The organism is Collinsella sp. AM31-2AC (assembly GCF_003469285.1).
GTDB classification, from domain to species: Bacteria; Actinomycetota; Coriobacteriia; order Coriobacteriales; family Coriobacteriaceae; genus Collinsella; species Collinsella aerofaciens_AT.
In genome coordinates this window covers 1-20,893 of record NZ_QSJB01000001.1, presented here as the reverse complement: position 1 = coordinate 20,893, position 20,893 = coordinate 1, and the positions used below count along the sequence as shown (strand labels likewise).

Annotated in this window: 14 protein-coding genes; 9 read left to right on the top strand and 5 right to left on the bottom strand. The window is 60.8% G+C overall.

Annotated features, from left to right (window positions below):
• The first annotated feature begins 3 nt into the window (after nt 1–3).
• The 5 genes from DW796_RS00070 to larD all read left to right on the top strand — a co-directional run bounded on the left by DW796_RS00070 (nt 4) and on the right by larD (nt 8,473).
• On the top strand, nt 4–1,308 hold the full coding sequence (locus DW796_RS00070) for an MFS transporter (protein WP_117583388.1): 1,305 nt from the start codon (nt 4–6) through the stop codon (nt 1,306–1,308).
• A gap of 305 nt (nt 1,309–1,613) precedes the next feature.
• Nucleotides 1,614–2,927, top strand: coding sequence for a histidine--tRNA ligase (hisS, locus tag DW796_RS00065; RefSeq protein WP_117583387.1), 1,314 nt, complete (start codon nt 1,614–1,616; stop codon nt 2,925–2,927).
• Nucleotides 2,928–3,241: 314 nt separating this feature from the next.
• Entirely contained in the window at nt 3,242–5,998 is a 2,757-nt protein-coding gene (locus DW796_RS00060; protein WP_369831552.1) for a phosphoenolpyruvate carboxylase, read from the top strand.
• Nucleotides 5,999–6,414: 416 nt separating this feature from the next.
• Nucleotides 6,415–7,692: a nickel-dependent lactate racemase gene (larA, locus tag DW796_RS00055; RefSeq protein WP_117583385.1), complete on the top strand. Its 1,278-nt coding sequence runs from the start codon at nt 6,415–6,417 to the stop codon at nt 7,690–7,692.
• A 49-nt stretch (nt 7,693–7,741) separates the two neighbouring features.
• Complete coding sequence (larD, locus tag DW796_RS00050; protein WP_117583384.1) at nt 7,742–8,473, top strand: D/L-lactic acid transporter LarD; 732 nt, start codon at nt 7,742–7,744, stop codon at nt 8,471–8,473.
• A gap of 323 nt (nt 8,474–8,796) precedes the next feature.
• On the opposite strand, the gene DW796_RS00045 is transcribed toward larD, so the two are convergent.
• From DW796_RS00045 to serB, 4 genes are all read right to left on the bottom strand, one after another.
• Nucleotides 8,797–9,336, bottom strand: a complete 540-nt coding sequence (locus tag DW796_RS00045) for a TetR/AcrR family transcriptional regulator (RefSeq protein WP_117628965.1) — start codon at nt 9,334–9,336, stop codon at nt 8,797–8,799.
• A 2-nt stretch (nt 9,337–9,338) separates the two neighbouring features.
• Nucleotides 9,339–10,259 (bottom strand): LarC family nickel insertion protein, encoded by a 921-nt coding sequence (locus DW796_RS00040; RefSeq protein WP_117583382.1) that lies wholly within the window; start codon nt 10,257–10,259, stop codon nt 9,339–9,341.
• Between the two features lie 10 nt (nt 10,260–10,269).
• Nucleotides 10,270–11,052 (bottom strand): nickel pincer cofactor biosynthesis protein LarB, encoded by a 783-nt coding sequence (gene larB, locus DW796_RS00035; RefSeq protein WP_117583381.1) that lies wholly within the window; start codon nt 11,050–11,052, stop codon nt 10,270–10,272.
• A 114-nt stretch (nt 11,053–11,166) separates the two neighbouring features.
• On the bottom strand, nt 11,167–11,802 hold the full coding sequence (gene serB, locus DW796_RS00030; protein WP_117583380.1) for a phosphoserine phosphatase SerB: 636 nt from the start codon (nt 11,800–11,802) through the stop codon (nt 11,167–11,169).
• 256 nt (nt 11,803–12,058) lie between these two features.
• Here serB and aspS point away from each other — a divergent pair, with 256 nt between their 5' ends.
• Nucleotides 12,059–13,846, top strand: a complete 1,788-nt coding sequence (gene aspS, locus DW796_RS00025) for an aspartate--tRNA ligase (RefSeq protein ID WP_117583379.1) — start codon at nt 12,059–12,061, stop codon at nt 13,844–13,846.
• A 305-nt stretch (nt 13,847–14,151) separates the two neighbouring features.
• Here the strand turns inward: aspS and DW796_RS00020 are convergent, their stop codons facing one another.
• A complete protein-coding gene (locus DW796_RS00020) occupies nt 14,152–15,168 on the bottom strand; it encodes a LacI family DNA-binding transcriptional regulator (RefSeq protein WP_117583378.1) in 1,017 nt (338 codons plus the stop codon).
• A 376-nt stretch (nt 15,169–15,544) separates the two neighbouring features.
• Between DW796_RS00020 and DW796_RS00015 the strand changes: the two genes are divergently transcribed.
• The 3 genes from DW796_RS00015 (at nt 15,545) to DW796_RS00005 (ending at nt 20,629) form a co-directional block, all read left to right on the top strand.
• Entirely contained in the window at nt 15,545–18,553 is a 3,009-nt protein-coding gene (locus tag DW796_RS00015) for a glycoside hydrolase family 2 TIM barrel-domain containing protein (protein WP_117583377.1), read from the top strand.
• Between the two features lie 3 nt (nt 18,554–18,556).
• Entirely contained in the window at nt 18,557–19,012 is a 456-nt protein-coding gene (locus DW796_RS00010; RefSeq protein WP_117563669.1) for a hypothetical protein, read from the top strand.
• Between the two features lie 153 nt (nt 19,013–19,165).
• Nucleotides 19,166–20,629 (top strand): amino acid permease, encoded by a 1,464-nt coding sequence (locus tag DW796_RS00005; protein WP_117583376.1) that lies wholly within the window; start codon nt 19,166–19,168, stop codon nt 20,627–20,629.
• Nucleotides 20,630–20,893: the final 264 nt, after the last annotated feature.

Below are 20,893 nucleotides of genomic sequence, written 5' to 3'. Positions count from 1 at the left end.
AGTATGTCCCGGCAGCATAAATTCTTCCCCGGTTGGCTCGTCGTGGCCTCCGGCTTTGTCATCATGGCCACGTGCTACACGATTTTCGTTAACTGCATGAGTCTGTTCCAGCCGCTCATCGTCAGCGACTTGGGCATTTCTCTTGCGCAGTACAACATCTCCAACGCCATCTCCACCGTGGTGAGCGTTATCGGCTCACTTGTGATCGGTCATGTGGCCGATAAAGTGAGCGGTCGCGTTTTGGGCTCCCTCACTGTTATCGCCACCTCTGCCGTTCTTGCCGGCATGAGTTTTGTCGGTGAGCTGTGGCAGGTCTACGTGCTCTTTGCCGTCTCGGGCTGCTTTGCCGTCGCCTCGACCCGCCTGCTCATTAGCCTTGTGACCGCCAACTGGTTTACGGCCAAGCGAGGCCTTGCCATCTCCATCGCACTTTCGGGCTCGGGCTTTGGCGGCGCTATTCTGTCTCCCATCGTGAGCTCGCTTATCGTGAGCGTTGGCTGGCGTTCCGCCTTCCTAGTGCTCGCGGCTATCTGCATGGTGGCGGCGCTGCCCATCACGGCCTATTCCTTCCGCACCAAGCCTTCCGAGATCGGCCTTAAGCCGCTCGGCGAGAACCCGGGCGATCCGTCCGTCTCGACGGCTGGCGACAAGGATGAGCACACGGCGCCTGAGGTTAACGTTGGCTGGTCTCGCATCAAGAAGAGCCCGGCGTTTTGGCTGCTTGTCGTCGCCTTCCTCTTTATGGGACTCGTTAACGGCGCCATCTTGCCCAACCAGGTCACCAACATGACGAGCGTTACCGTCAACGGCGCCAAGATCGTTACGGGCGGCCACGACCCCATGTGGGCCGGTACGGTGCTTTCTGCCTACATGGTCACGGTTGTTATCGCCAAGATTTCGCTCGGCGCCATCTACGATCGCTTTGGTTTGCGCTTTGGCAACGTGCTGGGTTCCGTTGCGTGTATTGTCGCCTGTGTGGCGCTGTGCTTCCCGACGACGGACCTTGGTCCTATTGTGGCCGCTGTGAGCTTTGGTATCGGAACGTGCATGGGCACCATCACGCCCACCATTGCCGCGTCAAAGCAGTTTGGCATGGCCGACCTCGGCAAGGTCACGGGCACCATTACCTCGCTCGAGATGGTCGGCGGCACCGTGGGCGCCATCGTTTCGGGCGTGCTGTTCGATGCCACGGGCTCTTTTGCGAGCACCTGGATTGTGTGCCTGGCGTGCTCCGTGGTCATGCTCGTGTTCCTGCTGGCATCCGAGCCCATCGCCGCCAAGCTGCGCGCGAGCGTGGCGGGGGAGTAAGCACGCTGCCGCGTTTGCCGGCTCACCCTGCTCTGTCCGCGGCGGTCTTGGGAGCCGAATGGATGCTCGTACCATCATTCGGTTTCCAAGGTCGCCACGGGCCTACGAAATGATCCGTTTTCCTCCGTCCCCAACAGATCACGTGATCCGAAGGGGACGGAGGAAAACGGATCACAAACAGCGGCGGCGCGTCTGGCCGAACGAGTCCCCATACCCTCGTTCGGTCAGACGCGCCGCCGCGTTGCTGCTTTGTGCCGTATAATGTCCTGTACCTATGACGCGATACAAAAGAAAGGTGTTTGCCCATGCAGGCACAGAAGGCGGAGGGAACCCGCGACCTTATCGGCGCCGAGATGCGCGCTTGGCAAAAAATGCAGCAGATTGCGGCCGGCGTATTCGAGCCGTTTGGCTTTAAGCCCATCGAGACGCCCGCCATCGAGCAGGTGGACGTGTTTGTCCACGGCATCGGCCAGTCGACCGACGTCGTGCGCAAGGAGATGTTCCGCGTGTTTAGCGGCGCCAACCTGGAGCGCGTCTTTACCGAGGGTACCGATAGCAAGCTCAAGCCCAAGCAGCGCCTGGCGCTTCGTCCCGAGGGCACGGCCGGCGTGGTGCGCGCCGTCGTGGAGAACAACTTGGTGCCTCAGGGCTCCACGCCGTTTAAGGCCTACTATGCCGAGGCCATGTTCCGCGGCGAGCGTCCTCAGAAGGGTCGCCTGCGTCAGTTCCACCAGGTGGGCATCGAGTGGCTCGGTGCTCCCGATCCGGCGGCAGACGCCGAGTGCATCATTATGCTCATGGAGTTCTACAAGCGCCTGGGCTTCGATCTTTCCAAGCTCCGTCTGCTCATTAACTCGATGGGCGATGCCCAGTGCCGTCCGGCCTATCGCGAGCAGGTTAAGCAGTTCATTCTCGACCACGCCGACGAGATGTGCGACGAGTGCCGCGAGCGCGCCGAGCTTAATCCGCTGCGCGCCTTCGACTGCAAGAACGACCATTGCCGCGAGATCATGGCCGAGGCCCCGTTGATGGGTGACAACCTGTGCGACGAGTGTCGCGAGCACTACGAGCAGGTCAAGCGCTATCTGGATGCCGCTGGCATCGAGTATGTCGAGGACCCCACCCTGGTGCGCGGCCTGGACTACTACACCCGTACCGTCTTTGAGGTCGAGGCTCCCGGCGCCGGCGTCGGTTCCATCGGTGGCGGCGGTCGCTACGATGGCCTGGTTGAGCTCGAGGGCGGCAAGCCCACGGCCGGCGTCGGCTTCGCCGTCGGTTTTGAGCGCGCCCTGTTGGCCCTGCAGGCCTTTGGCAGCGACCTGGGCGCCGATGAGGCCCCGTGTGTCTACGTCGCCAATGCCGGCAAGGAACTGCGCCAGAACGTGTTTGCCATTACGCAGCAGCTTCGCGCCGCAGGTATCGTGACCGAGGCAGACTATCAGGGCCGTTCGCTCAAGGCCCAGTTTAAGCAGGCCGACAAGGTGGGCGCCAAGCTCATTTTGGTCTTGGGCGGCGACGAGCTTGCTGCCGGCAAGGTTAAGGTGCGCGACATGCAGAGCCATGACGAGGTTCTCGTCGATTTGGCCAATGTGGTCGAGGCGGTTCGCGAGCGCCTGTAGCGCATCTTTTTGAGCTGCGGGCCTGCTAACGTGCCCTGCTCATGGAGAACGATTGTTACGGGGGTGTTTCGCTTTTATGCGGAATGCCCCCGTTTGTATATGCCGCCTACCGAGAAATACGACCATTTAGGGCAAAAACCCTTGCAATGCAGAAAATACTTTTGTGTGGTAAAGCGCAATCAGCGTCGAAAGTTTTTGCCGAGTGCCTATAATGGATACCGCATGTTACGTGCATAGAAGGAGGAATGGGAGGAAACGTGGCTGAGAACCCAAGCAACCAGTCTGTACCCGAAGCCGCGGCGCGTGTCGCTGCCGTGGTCAACCGCCTCGTTAACCGAATCGGCTTGAATGCCGAGTCCAAGGAGCGTCTCGCCGAGATCGAGATCCCCGAGGAGCTGCGCGACAATCTGGCGCTGTTCTTGCGCCTGGAGCGCCGTGTGCTTAGCGAGTATGATCCCGAGATCGCGGACCTGTTCGACAAGATTTTGACAGCCGAGATTGTGGCCAATGCCGGCAACCCCGGTAGCCGTGCTGCCGACGAGTCCGTCGACGAGCAGGGCGTGCCCACTGCCGACGAGCCCACCGCCGTGGCGTTTCGCGAGGTTGTCGATATGATCGACAGCCTGCCGCTCGATAAACAGCAGGTTATCGTCCGCGCCTTTACGAGCTTCTTCCATCTGGCAAACCTGTCGGAGGAGAATTACCGTGTGGCGCAGCTGCGCGAGCGCGAGGCCGGCGCATCGACCGATACCGAGGTCGATCCTGCCAACGAACTCACCGTCGCCTATCACCAGTTGGTAAACGAGATGGGTGTCGAGGGCGCCAACGAGCTGCTCGGCAAGCTCGAGTTCCACCCTGTCTTTACCGCACATCCCACCGAGGCCCGTCGTAAGGCCGTCGAGGGCAAGATTCGCCGTATCTCCAACCTGCTGGAGGAGCGTCCGCGTCTGGGCGGTTCCGACCTGGTGGAGAACGAGCGCCATATGCTGCAGGAGATCGACGCCCTGGTGCGTACGAGCCCCATCGCGCTCAAGAAACCCACGCCGGTCGAGGAAGCCGATACCATCATCGACATCTTCGATAACACGCTGTTCGACGTTATTCCCGTCATCTATCGTCGTTTTGATGACTGGGTGCTGGGCGATAAGGCCGGCACCGTGCCGCCGCTGTGCCCGGCGTTCTTCCACCCCGGCAGCTGGATCGGTTCCGACCGCGACGGTAACCCCAACGTCACCGCCAAGGTGAGCCGCGAGGTCGCTGCCAAGTATTTCACCCATATGGTGCTCAAGCTCGAGGACAAGTGCCGCCGCATCGGCCGCAACCTCACGCTCGAGGCCACCTACAGCAAGCCGTCTGCCGAGCTCATCAACCTGTGGAACCATCAGGTCGAGATGAGCACTCAGTACACCGCACGTGCTGAACTAATCTCCGAGCACGAGCCGCATCGCGCCGTCATGCTCGTCATGGCCGACCGACTCAACGCCACCGTGCGTCGCATCACCGACACCATGTACCACAGCGCCGATGAGTTCCTGGAGGACCTGCGCGTCGTCCAGCGCTCGCTGGCCGCCTGCGGTGCCGTCCGTGCTGCCTACGGCCCGGTCCAGACCATCATCTGGCAGGTCGAGTCCTTCGGCTTCCACATGGTCGAGATGGAGTTCCGTCAGCACTCCGTGGTGCACGCCCGCGCCCTCAAGGATATCCACGAGAACGGTATCCATGGTGATCTGCAGCCCATGACGCGCGAGGTCATCGATACCTTCCGCGCTATCGGCTCCATCCAAAAGCGTTACGGCAAGAAGATGGCGCACCGCTACATCATCTCGTTCACCAAGAGCGCCCAGCATGTGGCCGACGTCTTTGAGCTTGCCCACCTGTCCTTTGCGCATGAGGAGGATGTCCCCGAGCTCGACGTGATCCCGCTGTTCGAGCAGCTCGAGGACCTCGAGGGCTGCGTCGACGTGCTCGACCAGATGCTTACGCTGCCCGTGGTGCAAAAGCGCCTTGCCCAGACCAACCGTCGCATGGAGGTCATGCTGGGCTATTCCGACTCCTCCAAGGATGCCGGTCCTACCACGGCTATGCTCGCGCTGCACTCCGCACAGGAGCGTATTGCCAAGTGGGCCGAGAAGAACGATATCGATCTGGTGCTCATGCACGGTCGCGGCGGTGCCGTGGGCCGTGGTGGCGGCCCGGCCAACAAGGCCGTGCTGGCGCAGCCCAAGGGTTCGGTCAACTGCTTCTTTAAGCTCACCGAGCAGGGCGAGGTCATCTTTGCCCGTTACGGTAACCGCACGCTGGCTCAGCGCCATGTTGAGTCCGTTGCCGCTGCAACGCTTTTGCAGTCGGCCCCGAGCGTCGAGAAGACCAACACCGAGACCACGCAGAAGTTCTGGGATATGGCCGAGAAGCTCAACGCTGCAAGCCACGAGCGCTATCTGGATCTGCTGAACACCGAGGACTTTACACCGTGGTTCTCGACCGTGACGCCGCTGACCGAGGTCGGTCTGCTGCCGATCGGCTCGCGCCCGGCCAAGCGCGGTCTGGGTGCCAAGTCGCTCGACGACCTGCGTACCATTCCGTGGATTTTCAGCTGGAGCCAGGCTCGCATTAACCTGGCCGCTTGGTACGGTCTGGGTACCGCCTGCGAGCAGCTGGGCGATCTTGACCAGCTCAAGGCTGCCTACCAGGAGTGGCCGTTCTTCCGCACGTTCATCGACAACATCGAGATGTCGATCGCTAAGACCGACCAGCGCATCGCCAAGATGTATCTGCACCTGGGCGATCGCCAGGATCTGTCCAAGAAGGTCTTCACCGAGATGCAGCTCACGCGTAAGTGGGTCCTTGCCATCGTCGGTGACGAGTGGCCGCTACAGCGCCGTCGCGTGCTTGGCTGCGCCGTTCGCGTGCGTAACCCCTATGTCGACGCCCTGTCCATCGCTCAGGTCCGCGCCCTTCGCGAGGTGCGTATGAACCAGGACGAGATGGCCGAGGAGAAGAAGGCCGAGTACATGAGCCTGATTCTTTCGACTGTGACCGGCGTCTCGGCAGGATTGCAGAACACGGGGTAATCGATAACCCTGTAGTCGTCCGGGTCCGCCATCAGTTTACTTTTAGGCACGTCCTCGGACATGCAAGAAGCCCTCGCTGCGCACTTCGTGCGGCGAGGGCTTCTTGCGTCCTGCGGAGTGTGCCTAAAAGTAAACTGATGGGGCCCTACGATGTCCGGTCTTCGGCGGATTACTGCTGGGGAAAAGATAGCGCGCTTCGCGCGTTTTGGATGGGGTCTGTCTCGGCGGCGCGTTTGGCGCTTCTCGCCTTGCGACTGTAGCGCCCGCGGTCCTCATTGGGACCACGGCCGTTTTGTTATGGGTCAAATATGAACGTTGTGTTAATGAGTCGGTGGACGGTGGTGTTTTTCGGTGAGCGGCGTATCCTTCCAACGGTTTGACTAGTGTGTCAGTTGAAAGGAAGAGGGCGCTCGTCAATGTTTGAATGTGAACTACCGTTTGACCACAAGACGTTGCATCTGGAGCTCGAGGACAAGAACTTCGCGGGTGTGATGGAAGGTCATCAAAACGAGTTTAAGACTACAAAATCGCAGGAAGAGCTGGTAGAGGAGTCGCTTGCCAACCCTTATGGCTCGCCTTCGCTCGAGGAGCTTTGTGCTGGCAAAAAGGATATCGTAATTATCAGCTCTGACCATACGCGTCCCGTTCCTTCGCGTGTGACGATGCCTATTCTGCTGCATCACATTCATGCCGCTGCGCCCGAGGCCCGTGTGCGTATTTTGGTTGCTACGGGTATGCACCGTCCGTCGACGCACGAGGAGCTCGTCAATAAGTATGGCGAGGACATCGTTGCCAACGAGGAAATCGTTATGCATGTCGCGACCGACGACAGCATGATGAAAAAGATCGGCACCCTGCCTTCTGGTGGCGAGTGCATCATCAACAAGATTGCGGCCGATTGCGATCTGCTGCTTGCCGAGGGCTTTATTGAGCCGCACTTCTTTGCCGGTTTCTCTGGTAGCCGCAAGTCCGTCCTGCCTGGCATCGCCAGCTACAAGACCATCATGTACAACCACAACGGTCAGTTTGTGAACGATTCCCACTCGCGTGCCGGCAACCTGTGCCACAACCACGTGAGCGAGGACATGTTTGCCGCCGCCGAGATGGCTCACCTTGCCTTTGTGCTCAACGTGGTGCTCAACGGCAAGCACGAGGTCATTGGCTCCTTTGCCGGCGACATCCACAAGGCGCACGAGGCTGGCTGCGAGTTCGTGAAGAGCCTTGCCGGCGTTGAGCCCGTCGAGTGCGAGATCGCCATTACCACTAACGGCGGCTACCCCCTCGATCAGAACATCTATCAGGCTGTGAAGGGCATGTGCGCTGCCGAGGCCACGCTTCCCGAGGGCGGCGTGATCATCGACGTCGCCGGTTGTGCCGACGGTCACGGCGGCGAGGGCTTCTATCACAACATCGCCGACAACGATCCGGCAGAGTTTGAGCGCGCCTGTATCGATCGTCCTAAGGACGAGACCCTGCCCGATCAGTGGACGAGCCAGATCTTTGCCCGCATCCTGGCGCATCACCCCGTGATCATGGTCACCGACCTGTGCGATCACCAGATGCTCAAGGATATGCACATGACGCCGGTCAACACCCTCGAGGAGGCGCTCAAGCTCGCCTTTGAGATGAAGGGTGCCGACGCCAAGGTCGCCGTCATCCCCGATGGCCTGGGTGTTGTCGTCGCGCAGCACTAGTGCGCGGCTTAAACGAATCGTTTATAACCGACAAGAAAGATAAGGTTTTATGCTTACCAAACTCCTCTGCGAATTCGGCGCGACGGCCCTCATGATCGTCTTTGGCGTGGGCGTGCACTGCGATACCGTGCTCAAAGGCACCAAGTATCAGGGCTCCGGCCATATGTTTGCCATCACCACCTGGTCTTTTGGCATCTCGGTCTGCCTGTTTGTCTTTGGCGGCGCCGTGTGCATGAACCCCGCTATGGTGCTTGCCCAGTGCATCGTCGGTCTGGTGCCGTGGGGCAACTGCATCCCCTTCATGCTTGCCGATATGCTCGGCGGCTTTGTGGGTGCCGTGATCGCTTGGTTTATGTATGCCGATGAGTTCAAGGCTTCCGAGGGTGTCGTCGATCCCATTGCCCAGCGCAACATCTTCTCGACCAACCCCACCACCGAGGGTACGAACTATGCCCGCAACTTCTTCTGCGAGGCAATCTGCACCTTTGTGTTCATTAGCGCCATCCTTGCTGCTGCTAGCCGTGCTGGTGAGGACGTTTTGATGCTCGCCATCTGCGTCGGCCTGATTGTCTGGGCCGTTGGCATGGGCATGGGCGGCATCACCGGCTTCGCTATGAACCAGGCACGTGACCTTGGTCCCCGCCTTGCTTATCAGGTGCTGCCGATTAAGAACAAGGCTGACAACAACTGGAAGTATGGTCTGCTTGTTCCTGGCATCGCGCCGTTTGTCGGTGCTATTGTCGCCGCGCTGTTTGTGCACGGTTTCTTGGGCATGTTCTAGTCGAAGGACGGCTCTATAAGGTTCGGGCTCGGCAAGGGTTTACTTTCCAACGCGTCCTCGGACATGCAAAAAGGCTCGCTGCGCACTTTGTGCGGCGAGCCTTTTTGCGTCCTGCGGAATGCGTTGGAAAGTAAACCCTTGCCGAGCCCTGGGCATTCTTGGCTGTGTTCGAACAAGCAACCCAACATATATATCTGAATTTGGATGTGAGGGGCGCTTTGTTTTTGGGTGCCCTTACAAGAAAGCGTGACTTGGGGATGGGATGGGCACTTTGCTTTTTAGTGCCCTGAGATGGGGGCGAGACTTTGGAATGAGAGGCTAACTTAGGTGAAGAGGGGCTGTATGGCTGATAGGTAGTCTTTGGCTACGTCGGCTTTGTCTGCTTGGAAGTTGTGCCAGGCCCACCATTGGACCATTCCTACGAAGCTTGAGGCTATGTGGTGTAGTAGGAAACTGCGGTCCATGGTGCCGGCGGGGCCTGCGGGGTCGACGGGGACGGTTTCGGCTGCGCGCGACATGATGGTCTTGCGGAGACAGTCGGCGAAGACGCGTGAGCCGGCGCCGGCTACGAGGGCTCGAACGCCCTGGCGGCGTTCCCAGAGATTGTTGAGGATATGCTCGACCTGCACGAGTGGGTCGTCGAGCGGTGTGCCATCGTCGTCAAGAGCGTGGGTGCAGATGTCGCTCACGAGTTCGGACAGTAGGTCGTCTTTGCTCTTAAAGAGACCGTAGAATGTCGCGCGGCCTACGTGAGCGCGAGCGATGATGTCGCCGACGGTGATCTTGCCGTAATCTTCCTCGCGCAGGAGCTCGGAGAACGCCGCAACGATGGCGGCGCGGCTTTTTGCCTTGCGGGCATCCATGGCTATGCGTCCGCGTGAACGAGCAGGCAGCGGAGCGTGCCGGAGCAACCCTCGTAGGGGCGTTTGCCGGCGCCGTAGCCGACAGCTTCGATGCGGTAGCGTGAGGGCAGTTGGTCGGACGTACGCAGGGCGGTGACGATGGCGGCGCCTGTGGGCGTTACGAGCTCGCCAGCGACCGGTGCAGGCGTGAGAGCGATATTGCCCGCCTGGCACAGGTTGACGACAGCGGGGACGGGAATGGGCATGAGGCCGTGTGCACAGCGGATGGTTCCGTGGCCCTCGGAGAGCGACTCGACCACGATGTCCTCAATGCCCAGGTCATCGAGGCAGATGGCGACAGAGCAGACGTCGACGATGGAGTCGATGGCGCCCACCTCGTGGAACATGACGGTCTCGGGCGTTTTGCCGTGAGCCTTGGCCTCGGCAGCGGCGAGTGCGGTAAAGATGGCGAGGGCGCGACGCTTGGCGCCATCGCTTAGCTGCGAGCCATCGATAATGGCGGTGACGTCCGCCAAAGACCGGTGGTGATGGTGGTGGGCGTGATGATGCCCCTCGTGGCCATGGCCGTGGATCTCATGGTCATGGTCGTGTGTGTGCTCGTGCTCATGCTCGTCATGGTCATGATGATGGTGGTGCTCATGCTCATGCATATGCTCGACAGCTGCTTCGTTGCCGTAGAGCCAGGCCATATCGTGGTCGTGGTTCTCGAGCTCCTCTGCCAGCTGAACGTCAAAGTCGCAGGCGTCGATGCCGTGCTTGTTTACGCGCGTGACGGCGATCGAAAAGCCATCGACCGGCAGCGTGGCGAGCTGTTCGCGCAGCTGCTCCTCACTGGCATCCAGGTCGAGCAGGGCCGCAACGGTCATATCGCCGCTGATGCCCGAGGTGCCGTCGATGATAAGCGTGTGCTGATGGTTGGACATGGGATGCTCCTTAGCGGGCGCAGGGCGTGCCGGCGCTCAGATGATTGATAAGACTTGCCTGGTAGGCGGCACCAAAGCCGTTGTCGATATTGACGACCGAGACGCCGCTGGCGCAGGAGTTGAGCATGGCGAGCAGCGCGGCCACGCCACCAAAGTTCGCGCCGTAGCCCACGCTGGTGGGAACGGCGATGACCGGGCAACTCACCAGGCCGCCGATGACGCTCGCCAGGGCGCCTTCCATGCCGGCGATGGCGATGACCACCTGCGCCTGGGCAAGTTCCTCGGCATGCGCAAGCAGGCGGTGCAGCCCGGCGACGCCCACGTCGTAAAGGCGATCGACTTCGTTGCCATAGAACTCGGCCGTCAACGCGGCTTCCTCGGCGACGGGCAGGTCGCTCGTGCCGGCGCAGGCGACAACGATGCGTCCGTTGCCGGTAGGGGAGGGCTTGCCGCCCACGAGGGCGAGCTGCGCGTCCGGGACATATCCCAGGTCGATGCCGTTGCCGAGAAGCTCCGAGGTGCGGGCGGCCTTTTTGGCGTCCAGGCGCGTGACCAGGATGCGCTCCTGGCCGGCATCGCGCAGCGCTTTGATAATGGCGGCAATCTGATCGGCGGTTTTACCGGCACCGTAGACAACCTCGCCGGCTCCCTGGCGCACCCCGCGCGAAAGATCGAGCTGCGCAAAGCCCAAATCGGCGGTCGGAGCCGTCTGGATGCGCGTGAGGGCGACGGCCGGGGTGACTGCCCCGCCGGCAACATCGCTCAGTAACTGCTCAAGATCTCGCTTATCCATATATGTTCCCTTCGACGGCGCAAAGTCTAGCACTCAAAGGGTATGTTTCCGAACATTAAGACAAAATTGTTCGGAAACTATAGGACAGACTGATTCAATTGTTAGACGGATCGACTAGTCACGCAGGATGATGTCCATGGCGAGCATCAGATTGCGCTCGTCGATGGCAAACGGGGCGGCCTCGCGCGTCTTGGGCTTGGCACAAAACGCGATGCCCGTGCCCGCGGCCTGAATCATGGGGATGTCGTTGGCACCGTCGCCGATCGCGACGGTGTGGGCCATGTCGACGCCGCACTCAACTGCCCAGTCCAGCAGCTGGATGAGCTTGGACTCCTTGGTCACAATGTCGGCAGCCAACTTACCGGTGAGCTTGCCGCCTACGACCTCCAGACGGTTGGCCAGGCAAAAGTCGATTCCCGCGGCGGCCACGATCTTGTCGGCAACCTCGTGGAAGCCGCCACTTACGACGCCGACCTTCCAGCCCTTGCTGTGCGCCGAGCGCACAAGCTCCAGCGCGCCGGGGGTAAACGTCACGCGCTCAAAGGTGCGCTCGAACACGCTCTCGTCCAAGCCGGCAAGCAGCCCCACGCGCTCCTCGAGCGCTTGCTTAAAGTCAAGCTCGCCGCGCATGGCGCGCTCGGTGATCTGCGCCACTTGCTTGCCCACGCCGGCTTCCTCGCCCAACAGGTCGATGACCTCCTGGTTGATGAGCGTGGAGTCGATATCCATAACGATGAGGCGTGCAGTCATGGCGGGCCTTTCCAAGTGCAGTTGTATTGGGGCACATTGTCGCACGTGACGAGCGCGGGCGGGTGTCACGGCGCGTCAATTGTTTCGTCTCCGTCAAGTCTTTGGGCAGGAGCCACTTTTTCGCGGCACATCGACGCGAGTGCGATAAGATAGAACGCCATGTCTGGCTGCGCGGTTTACGCAGGCTGGGCAAATCTGTACGACGCCGCCCGGAACGACACGGGGCGGCACAGATCCATAAAGGAGGATCACTGGTATGAGCCAGACCCGTCCCATCGATGAGCATTCCATGCACACCCGTACCTGCGGCGAGCTTCGCTTCGAGAACGTGGGCGAAGAGGTCACCCTCACCGGTTGGGTGAGCCGTCGCCGCGACCACGGCGGCCTTATCTTCTGCGACCTTCGCGACCGTGAGGGCATCACGCAGCTCACCTTCGACCCCGAGCACTCCGACGGCGACGCCTTTAAGATCGCCGAGACCATGCGTCCCGAGTGGCCCATCAAGATTCACGGCGTCGTGCGCGCCCGTGGCGAGGAGACCACCAACACCAAGCTCGCGACTGGCGAGATCGAGGTCCTGACCGACCACGCCGAGGTGCTCAACACGTCCGTCACCCCGCCGTTCCAGATCGAGGACGGCATCGAGACCAGCGAGGACACCCGCCTGCGCTATCGCTATCTGGACCTTCGTCGTCCCGAGATGATGGCCAACCTCAAGCTGCGCTCCGACTTTACCTTTGCCATTCGCGAGGCGCTGCACAACCGTGAGTTCATGGAGGTCGAGACGCCCTCCCTGTTCAAGTCCACGCCCGAGGGCGCCCGCGACTTCATCGTCCCCAGCCGCATCCAGCCGGGCAACTTCTACGCCCTGCCGCAGTCCCCGCAGCTCCTGAAGCAGCTGCTTATGGTCGGTGGCGTCGAGCGCTACTATCAGGTTGCCAAGTGCTTCCGCGACGAGGACTTGCGTGCCGACCGTCAGCCCGAGTTCACCCAGGTCGATATCGAGATGTCCTTCGTGGACCAGAACGACGTTATGAGCGCGCTCGAAGAGGTTCTTGCCGATGCCTTCGGCCGCATGGGTGTCGAGATGCCCACGCCGCTGCGTCGCATGAACTACTGGGAGGCCATGGACACCTATGGCTCCGACAAGCCCGATACCCGCTATGGCATGCACTTGGTCGACCTGACCGACATCTTCGCCAACTCCAAGTTCAAGGTCTTTGCGACTGCCGCGAACGAGGAGGGCTCTGTCGTCAAGGCCATCAACGCCAAGGGCGCCGGTGCCTGGGCTCGCGCCAAGATCGATAAGCTTGCCGGCGTGGCTTCCACGTTTGGCGCCAAGGGCCTTGCCTGGATCGCCTTCCGCGAGGACGGCTCCATCAACAGCCCCATCGTCAAGTTCTTCTCGGACGAGGAGATGGCTGCCCTGCGCGAGCGCATGGACGTCGAGCCCGGCGACCTTGTGATGTTCGCCGCCGGCCCGCGCCTGCTCTCCGACGAGATCCTGGGCGGCATGCGTTCTCACATGGCTAACGCGCTCGAGATCAAGCGCGAGGGCCACGACTTCTTGTGGGTCGTCAACTTCCCGCTGTTCCACTGGGACGAGGACCGCAAGGCTTACGCTGCCGAGCACCAGCCCTTCACCCTGCCGACCGAGACCGACATCGCCAAGATCGAGGCCGACCCGCTGGCAGCCGGTTCCTGCACCTACGACTTTGTCATGGACGGCTTTGAGGCCGGCGGCGGCGGTATGCGTATCCACAACGCCGAAATGCAGATGTCCATGCTCAAGCTCCTGGGCTTTACCGAGGAGCGCGCCGAGTCGCAGTTCGGCTTCCTCATGGAGGCTCTCAAGTTTGGTGCGCCCCCGATGGGCGGCTTCGCCCTGGGCCTGGACCGCGTGTGCATGCTGCTCACCGGCTCCGACTCCATCCGCGACGTCATGGCGTTCCCCAAGACGGCCAGCGGCTCCGACCTCATGTCGGGCGCCCCGAGTGCCGTTTCCGGCGCCCAGCTCAAGGACGTCAGCCTGCGCCTGATGTAGGCAAGCGGCTACATATTGCCCGTAACGAGGGAAGGACACGTGCCTTCCCTCGTTTTTTATACGTCGAGATTGTGAGGGCATGGGATGACCGGGCGTTGCGGAAAGTGCGTCCCGGAATCTGCGTCCAGAACGGGTCGCGCTTTCCCAAAGGGGGTCCTCTGGGAAAGCGCGACCCAGAATTCGGCAAAATAATGGGGCACAGTTTCCGCTTGAGCGGTCTAACGGAAACTGTGCCCCAGAATGAGCGCTCAAAACGGGGCAGGCTTTCCGCAACAACTGTCTGGCGAAAAGCCCGGCCCAGTTTCCTACAGCGAGTCTCTCTGAACGAGCTGCATGTGCATCACGGAGGTGGTGGGCTCGGCGCCCTTGATCATGTCGAGCGCAATGTTGGCGGCCATGTGGCCTTCTTCGCGCAGGGGCTGGCGGACGGTCGTGAGTGCGGGGACGCAGCGCGCCGCAATCTCGTGATCGTCGAAGCCGACGACAGAAACGTCCGCCGGAACGGATAGGCCTGCCTCGTTGAGTGCGGTGATGACGCCAGCCGCGATACGGTCCGATCCGCAGAGCACGCCATCGAAAGCAATCTCGCGCGCGAGGATCTGGTGCATGGCCTGATAGCCGTCTCCGCTGTTCCAGCCGGTATAGATAACGTTTGCGTCTGGGAGGTCTTCGCCCAAGACGGCGCGGTAGCCGCGCAGGCGGTCGACAACAGCGGGGTTGTCTTGCGGTCCCAACACGGCGACGATATCTTTGCGCCCGCGCTCCTTCATGGCGAGTGCCGCAAAGCGTCCGCCCTCTTCGTCGTCAGAGTAGACCGTCGAGAACACATCGCGATAGGGGTGACCCTCGAGCTGGCCGCACAACACGGTGGGCACGCCCAGCTCGCGCAGTACCTCGAGCAGTTCGCTGCCCTTGTAGGGGGAGACGTTGATTACGGCGTCGAACGAGCGGCGCTCAAAGTGCTCGCGTGCGCGGTTGCGCTCATGCGTAGAAGACGCCTGCAAGATAACGGGCAGATAGGATGACTCCGACAGTTCTTCGGTAATGCCGCTCAAAAACTCGCTATAGGTGGGGTCGCTGAAGAGTTCACTCAGGGGCTCGGTCACGAGCACGGCGATGATTTCCGTGCGTCCGACAGCGAGCGCTCGGCCACGAGCGTTGGGGACAAAATTGACTTCCTTGGCCGCTGCGCGGACGCGCTTTTTGGTTTCCTCGCTAATGCGGGGCGAATCGTTGAGGGCGCGCGATGCCGTGGAGCGCGACACGCCGGCAGCTGCGGCAACCTCGGCAAGCGTAGGTGCGGTGCGAACTGGTTGGGTCATGGCGTCTCCTGGAAAATGCGGTCGATGTTGTCATTGATACGGGCTGGTGCGGATACAGCTTACTATAGTGCGCCTGAACAGCGTTCATGATATCCGGCCACTGGTGGCATTTCACGTTCAAGCTGCTGTTGAACATGGCTTGCACGGGTGGGGCATAGATGGGCGCGGCCGTTGTCAGCCGCCTGGGAATGCTGTTTTGCGCTGAGTTTCGATACTCAGGGTGACATAAGTGTCGTGGTTGTACAACCGGTTGCACCGTTAATCCGACAAAATCGACCGTTCGGCGGACAACCGGTTGCACAGATTTTTGTACCGCCCGTAAGATAAGGACAACCGGTTGCACAAAGAAGCACTACGATGACGAAGGAGCATCACCATGGACGCCATTAACGATTGGGAAAACCAAGCGCTCACCCACAGGAACCGCCTGGCACCCCATGCGTACTTTATGGGTTATGAGGCCGCCGATCTCGCCGCTACGTACAGCCGCGAGCTGTCGCGCGGATTTGTCCAGCTGTCCGGCTCGTGGCAGTTCCGCCTTTTTGAGGGCCCCGCGGCCGTCTCCAACGAAGCACTTTGCACGTACAAGCCCGAGTGGGATCACGTGGAGGTTCCGCACCTGTGGCAGGTAGACGGCTATGGCAACCTTGCCTACACCGACGAGGGTTTTCCGTTCCCGGTGGATCAGCCGTTCGTTCCCTCCGACGACCCTACGGGCGTCTACCAGCGCATCGTCAAACTTCCCGCCGTGCCTGCCGGCGCTCGCGAGATTATTCGCTTCGACGGTATCGAGAGCTACGGCGAGCTGTATGTCAACGGCAAGTTTATCGGCATGACCAAGGGTTCGCGCCTGTCCGCCGAGTTTGACGTGACCGACGCGCTCGTCGAGGGCGACAACCTGTTTGCGGTCAAGGTTCTGCAGTACAGCGATGGTAGCTACATCGAGGACCAGGACATGTGGTGGGCATCGGGCATCTTCCGCGATGTGTACCTCATGCAGCGTCCCGCCGCGCATCTGGTCGACTTTAGGTTCCGCACGCACCGCGAGGGCGATGCCGCTCTGATCACGCTCGATACGGTTGCCGAGGGCGCAAGTCGCGTCGTGTATACGCTCAGCGATGGCCAGAATGTGGTCGCTACGGGCGAGTGCGTCGACGGCCATGCCGAGTGCAGCGTTGCCGATGCCCACTTCTGGAACCCCGAGGACCCCTTCCTCTATGACCTTACGCTTGAGGTCTACGACGGCGACGAGGTCAGCGAGTACGTTCCGCATCGCCAAGGCCTTGCCGAGGTGACGGTCGAGGGCAATCATATCTACCTCAACGGCACCTACTTTAAGATGCATGGCGTCAACCGCCACGACCACGACGATCACAAGGGCCGCGCCGTGGGTCTCGAGCGCATGCGCCGCGACCTGGAGCTCATGAAGCAGCACAACATCAACGCGGTGCGCACGTCCCACTACGCCAACGATCCGCGCTTCTACGAGCTGTGCGACGAGTACGGCATCATGCTGGTCGCCGAGACCGATATGGAGAGCCACGGCTTCGAGAATATCGGCAATATCGCCCTGGTCACCGACGACCCTGCCTGGGAGCCGGCTTACGTTGACCGTGTTGAGCGCCTGGTGATGCAGGAACGCAACCACGCGTGCATCATCATGTGGTCGATGGGCAACGAGAGCGGCTATGGCTGCAACATCCGCGCGATGTACGCCAAAGCTCACGAGCTCGACGGTCGTCCGGTCCACTACGAGGAGGATCGCAACGCCGATACCGTCGACGTCATTTCCACCATGTACTCCCGCGTGTCGCAGATGAACGACTTTGGCGAGCATCCGTTCCCCAAGCCGCGCATCAACTGCGAGTACGGCCACTCCATGGGTAATGGTCCCGGAGGCCTGTCCGAGTACCAGGAGGTCTTCGATCGCTGGGATTGCATCCAAGGCCAGTTTATTTGGGAATGGTGCGACCACGGTTTGGCTGCTGTGACCGAGGACGGCGTTGCCTACGACATGTATGGCGGCGACAACGGCGATTACCCCAACAACAGCAACTTCTGCATCGACGGCATGGTGTTCCCCTGGCAGCAGCCGAGCCCGGGCCTTACCGAGTACGGCCAGGTCATCTGCCCGGTTCGCATGGCCTACGATGCCGAGGCGGGCGAGCTGACCGTCACCAACAAGCGTTGGTTTACCACCCTCGAGGATGTCTGCCTGTCGGCGGAGACCCTGGTGGACGGCGACGTGGTCTGCCGCAAGACGCTCATGCCCGGTGCGGTTGCCCCCGGCGAGTCCGTCCAGCTTCCGCTGGTGATTCGCGAGGCCGCAGTGGGCGAGACCCTGCTGACCGTGCACGCCTACACCATGGCGGCTCACGCCTGGTGCGAGCCGATGTTCCAACTGGGTGCAAGCCAGTTTGCCATCGCAAACCATCCGGCGCCGGCAATTGCCGCCCCCACTCGTCCTGAGCTTACGGTCGAGGAGACCGAGCAGGAGATTCGTATTCGCTCCCTCAACGGCGAGCTGACCTTCAGCAAGGTCAACGGTACCGTGAGCGAGTGGAAGGCATCCGGTCGCGACGTCATGACCTCCGGTCCCCAGGTTGGTTTTTGGCATCCGCTCGTCGATAACCACGCCCAGGAGTACGACTCCCTGTGGAAGGATAACTTCATCGATGTGATGCAGACGTCTACCCGCAATGTTTCTTGGAAGCAGGACGACAATGCGGTTGTCGTTACCGTGAGCCAGCGTATCGCTCCTCCCGTCCGCGCGTTCGGCATGCGCGTCGAGCTCGTCTATACCGTGCTTCCGAGTGGCCGCGTCGACCTCAAGGTTTCCGGCGAGCCCTACGGCGACTATTCGGACATTATCCCGCGCATCGGCATCTCCTTCGAGGTCCCCGGTTGTGATCGTGCCGTCGAGTGGTATGGCCACGGCCCGGGCGAGAACTATCCGGACTCGCTGCGCGCCAACCCGGTCGGTCATTACCGCACTACGGTCGACGACATGTTCACGCCCTACGTTATGCCCCAGGACTGCGCCAACCGCGAGGGTACCCGCTGGGTCGCCCTGCGCTCCAGCCACGGTGACGGTCTGGTCGTGACGCGTCCGAGCGACGCCGCTTCCAATCCGTTCTCGTTCTCCGCATGGCCCTATAGCTGCGAGGCTATCGATAATGCCAAGCATGTCTACGATCTTGTCCCGGGCGACACGGTTACGGTCAACATCAACGACCAGCTGCTCGGCCTTGGCTCGAACTCTTGGGGTTCCGAGGTGCTCGATTCCTATCGCACCCGTTTTGAGAGCTTCAGCTTTGAGGTGTCCCTGCGACCGCTGACGTCTGCCGATCTGGCTCAGGCGCTGGCACCCATTAAGGAGGCATAAGTCATGCATATCTTTAACTCGCGTGCCGATTTCGACGCCCAGATGAAGTCCGTCAAGAAGTGGATGCGTACCGGTCAGGCACTCGACGGCGTTTCTGAACTGCAGCACGATGTGGCGTACTCTATCGGCGACTCGCTGGTGTATTGGTGGGTGAACGCCCACGAGGCGGCTACTGCCGATCTGGTCGGTCACCGTCGCTACCATGCCGTGCTCGCCCCGCTCGACGGCAATCTGACCGTTGAGGTGGCTTCCAAGGCCGATCTTACCTGTACGCGCGCCTACAGCGATATCGATGATCGCGAGCGCTTTGAGGGTACGGGGGAGACCGTGACGATTCCCACCGGCGGCGTTGCCGTCGTCGAAATTGACGAGGCCTACCGTGTCGTGGCCGATGCCGCGGATCCCCGCGTCGTGGTGCTGCACGTGACAGTCGAAGGTTATTCCTTCCCCAACAAGTAGTATTCGTCCGCCTGGACGTTTGCTTCGCGCCGTTAAGGGGGATGGCTTTGTTGACTCCCTTTTCCCCATTCCCCTTAGCAGGTGCGCCGTCCGTGTTTGCACTTGCAGCTCGGACGGTTTTAGATGACATTTAACAGATGATTGGGAGGGCTTATGAGCTCTGAAAAACGAGGAACGATTGGTTCGTTCGCTCTGCTGGGCATGACGGTCGCCGCCGTGTTCGGTATCAAGAACATCATCAACAACAACGCGGCCATCGGCTTGGCAGCTGCGCCGTCGTTCTTCTTCGCCACGCTTTTGTACTTTGTCCCCTATACCCTGGTTACCGCCGAGTTCGTCGGCCTCAACAAGGACTCCGAGTCTGGCGTGTACGCATGGGTTAAGACCTCGATGGGTGGTCGCTGGGCGTTCCTGACGGCATTTAGCTACTGGTTCGTTAACCTGTTCTTCTTTGCGTCCGTCCTGCCCAACGTCATCATCTACGCGAGCTACGTGTTCTTTGGTGCCAACGCCGAGCTTTCGCAGCTGTGGATCACCATTATCGAGATCGTCGTCTTTGCTATCGCCACGTGGGTTTCGACCAAGGGCGCTAAGTGGATCGGCTCCATTTCCTCCTTCGGTTCGACCGCGGCTCTCGGCCTGACCGCCGTGTTCATCCTGCTGTCCCTGGCTGCTGCCTTTGGCGGCGTTGAGTTCGCTACGGCTCCTACTCCCGCTAACATGGCTCCCGACATGAGCAACTTCGCAACTGCGTGGGGCTTCTTCGGTACGCTTGCCTGGATCATCCAGGGCGTTGGCGGCGCTGAGTCTGTCGGCGTGTTCCTTAACGACCTTAAGGGTGGCGTCAAGGCCTTCGTGCGCACCGTCGTTATCGCCGGCCTGACCATCGGCCTTCTGTATGCAGGCGCTTCGCTGCTGGTTAACCTGTTCATCCCCGAGGGCGGCGTTGCCATCTCCACCGGTATCTTCGACGTATTCGGCGCTGTCTTTGCCCACTTTGGCATTCCCATGGAAGTGTCTACGCGCGCCATCGGCTTGATCCTTCTCGCCGCCACGCTGGGCTCCCTCATGATGTGGACCTCTGCTCCCATCAAGGTTTTCTTCACCGAGATCCCCAAGGGCGTCTTTGGTAGCAAGATCGTCGAGCTCAACGAGCATGGCATTCCTGCCCGCGCTGCTTGGCTGCAGTTCGCCATCGTCGTCCCCATCCTGATCATTCCGGCCCTGGGCTCCGGTAACCTCGACGACCTGCTCATGATCGTTACCAACATGACTGCTGCCACCGCTCTGCTCCCACCGCTGCTGATTTTGCTTGCCTACTTTATGCTGCGCAAGAACTTTGACGCCGCTCCCCGTGGCTTCCGCATGGGTTCGCGCCGCTTTGGCCTGGTCGTTGCCGCATTCCTGCTTGTGGTCTTCTGCTTCGTGCTTATCTGCGGCACCATTCCGCTCGATCAGCCGCTGTGGCTGACGCTGGTCTACAACGTTGGCGGCGTGGTTGTCTTCTTGGGCCTTGCCGTGATGTGGTACAACCGCTACATCAACCGCCTGCGCGAGACCGATCCCGAGGCCGCCGAGAACGAGCTTCGCCCTTCCGTCCTCGATATGATGGAGTAGCGGCTAGGATTAATCTACGGCTGTGGAATAAATCGATTCCCTTTCCTAAGGAGGGGCCTTACGAGGCCCCTCCTTTTGTGTTTTGGGGCATGGTTTTGGCCCCCGTGGTCAAAAAATGCCAAATATGAGTACTGTTGCAAAAGAAGTGCCATATTTTTCGGCCTGCTCTGAGCGAAAATGGGCTCAAAATCGATTTATCTAACTCCCTTTAAGGTAGCGTGCAGAGATGTGGTGTAAGAGGCGGGGCATGCCCCGCCTCCGCCC

Excerpts from the sequence above, each read along its gene's own strand:
- DW796_RS00070 (WP_117583388.1), top strand. The coding sequence starts at position 4 with ATGTCCCGGCAGCATAAATTCTTCCCCGGTTGGCTCGTCGTGGCCTCC.
- hisS (WP_117583387.1), top strand. The coding sequence starts at position 1,614 with ATGCAGGCACAGAAGGCGGAGGGAACCCGCGACCTTATCGGCGCCGAG.
- larA (WP_117583385.1), top strand. The coding sequence starts at position 6,415 with ATGTTTGAATGTGAACTACCGTTTGACCACAAGACGTTGCATCTGGAG.
- larD (WP_117583384.1), top strand. The coding sequence starts at position 7,742 with ATGCTTACCAAACTCCTCTGCGAATTCGGCGCGACGGCCCTCATGATC.
- DW796_RS00045 (WP_117628965.1), bottom strand. The coding sequence starts at position 9,336 with ATGGATGCCCGCAAGGCAAAAAGCCGCGCCGCCATCGTTGCGGCGTTC.
- DW796_RS00040 (WP_117583382.1), bottom strand. The coding sequence starts at position 10,259 with ATGTCCAACCATCAGCACACGCTTATCATCGACGGCACCTCGGGCATC.
- larB (WP_117583381.1), bottom strand. The coding sequence starts at position 11,052 with ATGGATAAGCGAGATCTTGAGCAGTTACTGAGCGATGTTGCCGGCGGG.
- serB (WP_117583380.1), bottom strand. The coding sequence starts at position 11,802 with ATGACTGCACGCCTCATCGTTATGGATATCGACTCCACGCTCATCAAC.
- aspS (WP_117583379.1), top strand. The coding sequence starts at position 12,059 with ATGAGCCAGACCCGTCCCATCGATGAGCATTCCATGCACACCCGTACC.
- DW796_RS00020 (WP_117583378.1), bottom strand. The coding sequence starts at position 15,168 with ATGACCCAACCAGTTCGCACCGCACCTACGCTTGCCGAGGTTGCCGCA.
- DW796_RS00015 (WP_117583377.1), top strand. The coding sequence starts at position 15,545 with ATGGACGCCATTAACGATTGGGAAAACCAAGCGCTCACCCACAGGAAC.
- DW796_RS00010 (WP_117563669.1), top strand. The coding sequence starts at position 18,557 with ATGCATATCTTTAACTCGCGTGCCGATTTCGACGCCCAGATGAAGTCC.
- DW796_RS00005 (WP_117583376.1), top strand. The coding sequence starts at position 19,166 with ATGAGCTCTGAAAAACGAGGAACGATTGGTTCGTTCGCTCTGCTGGGC.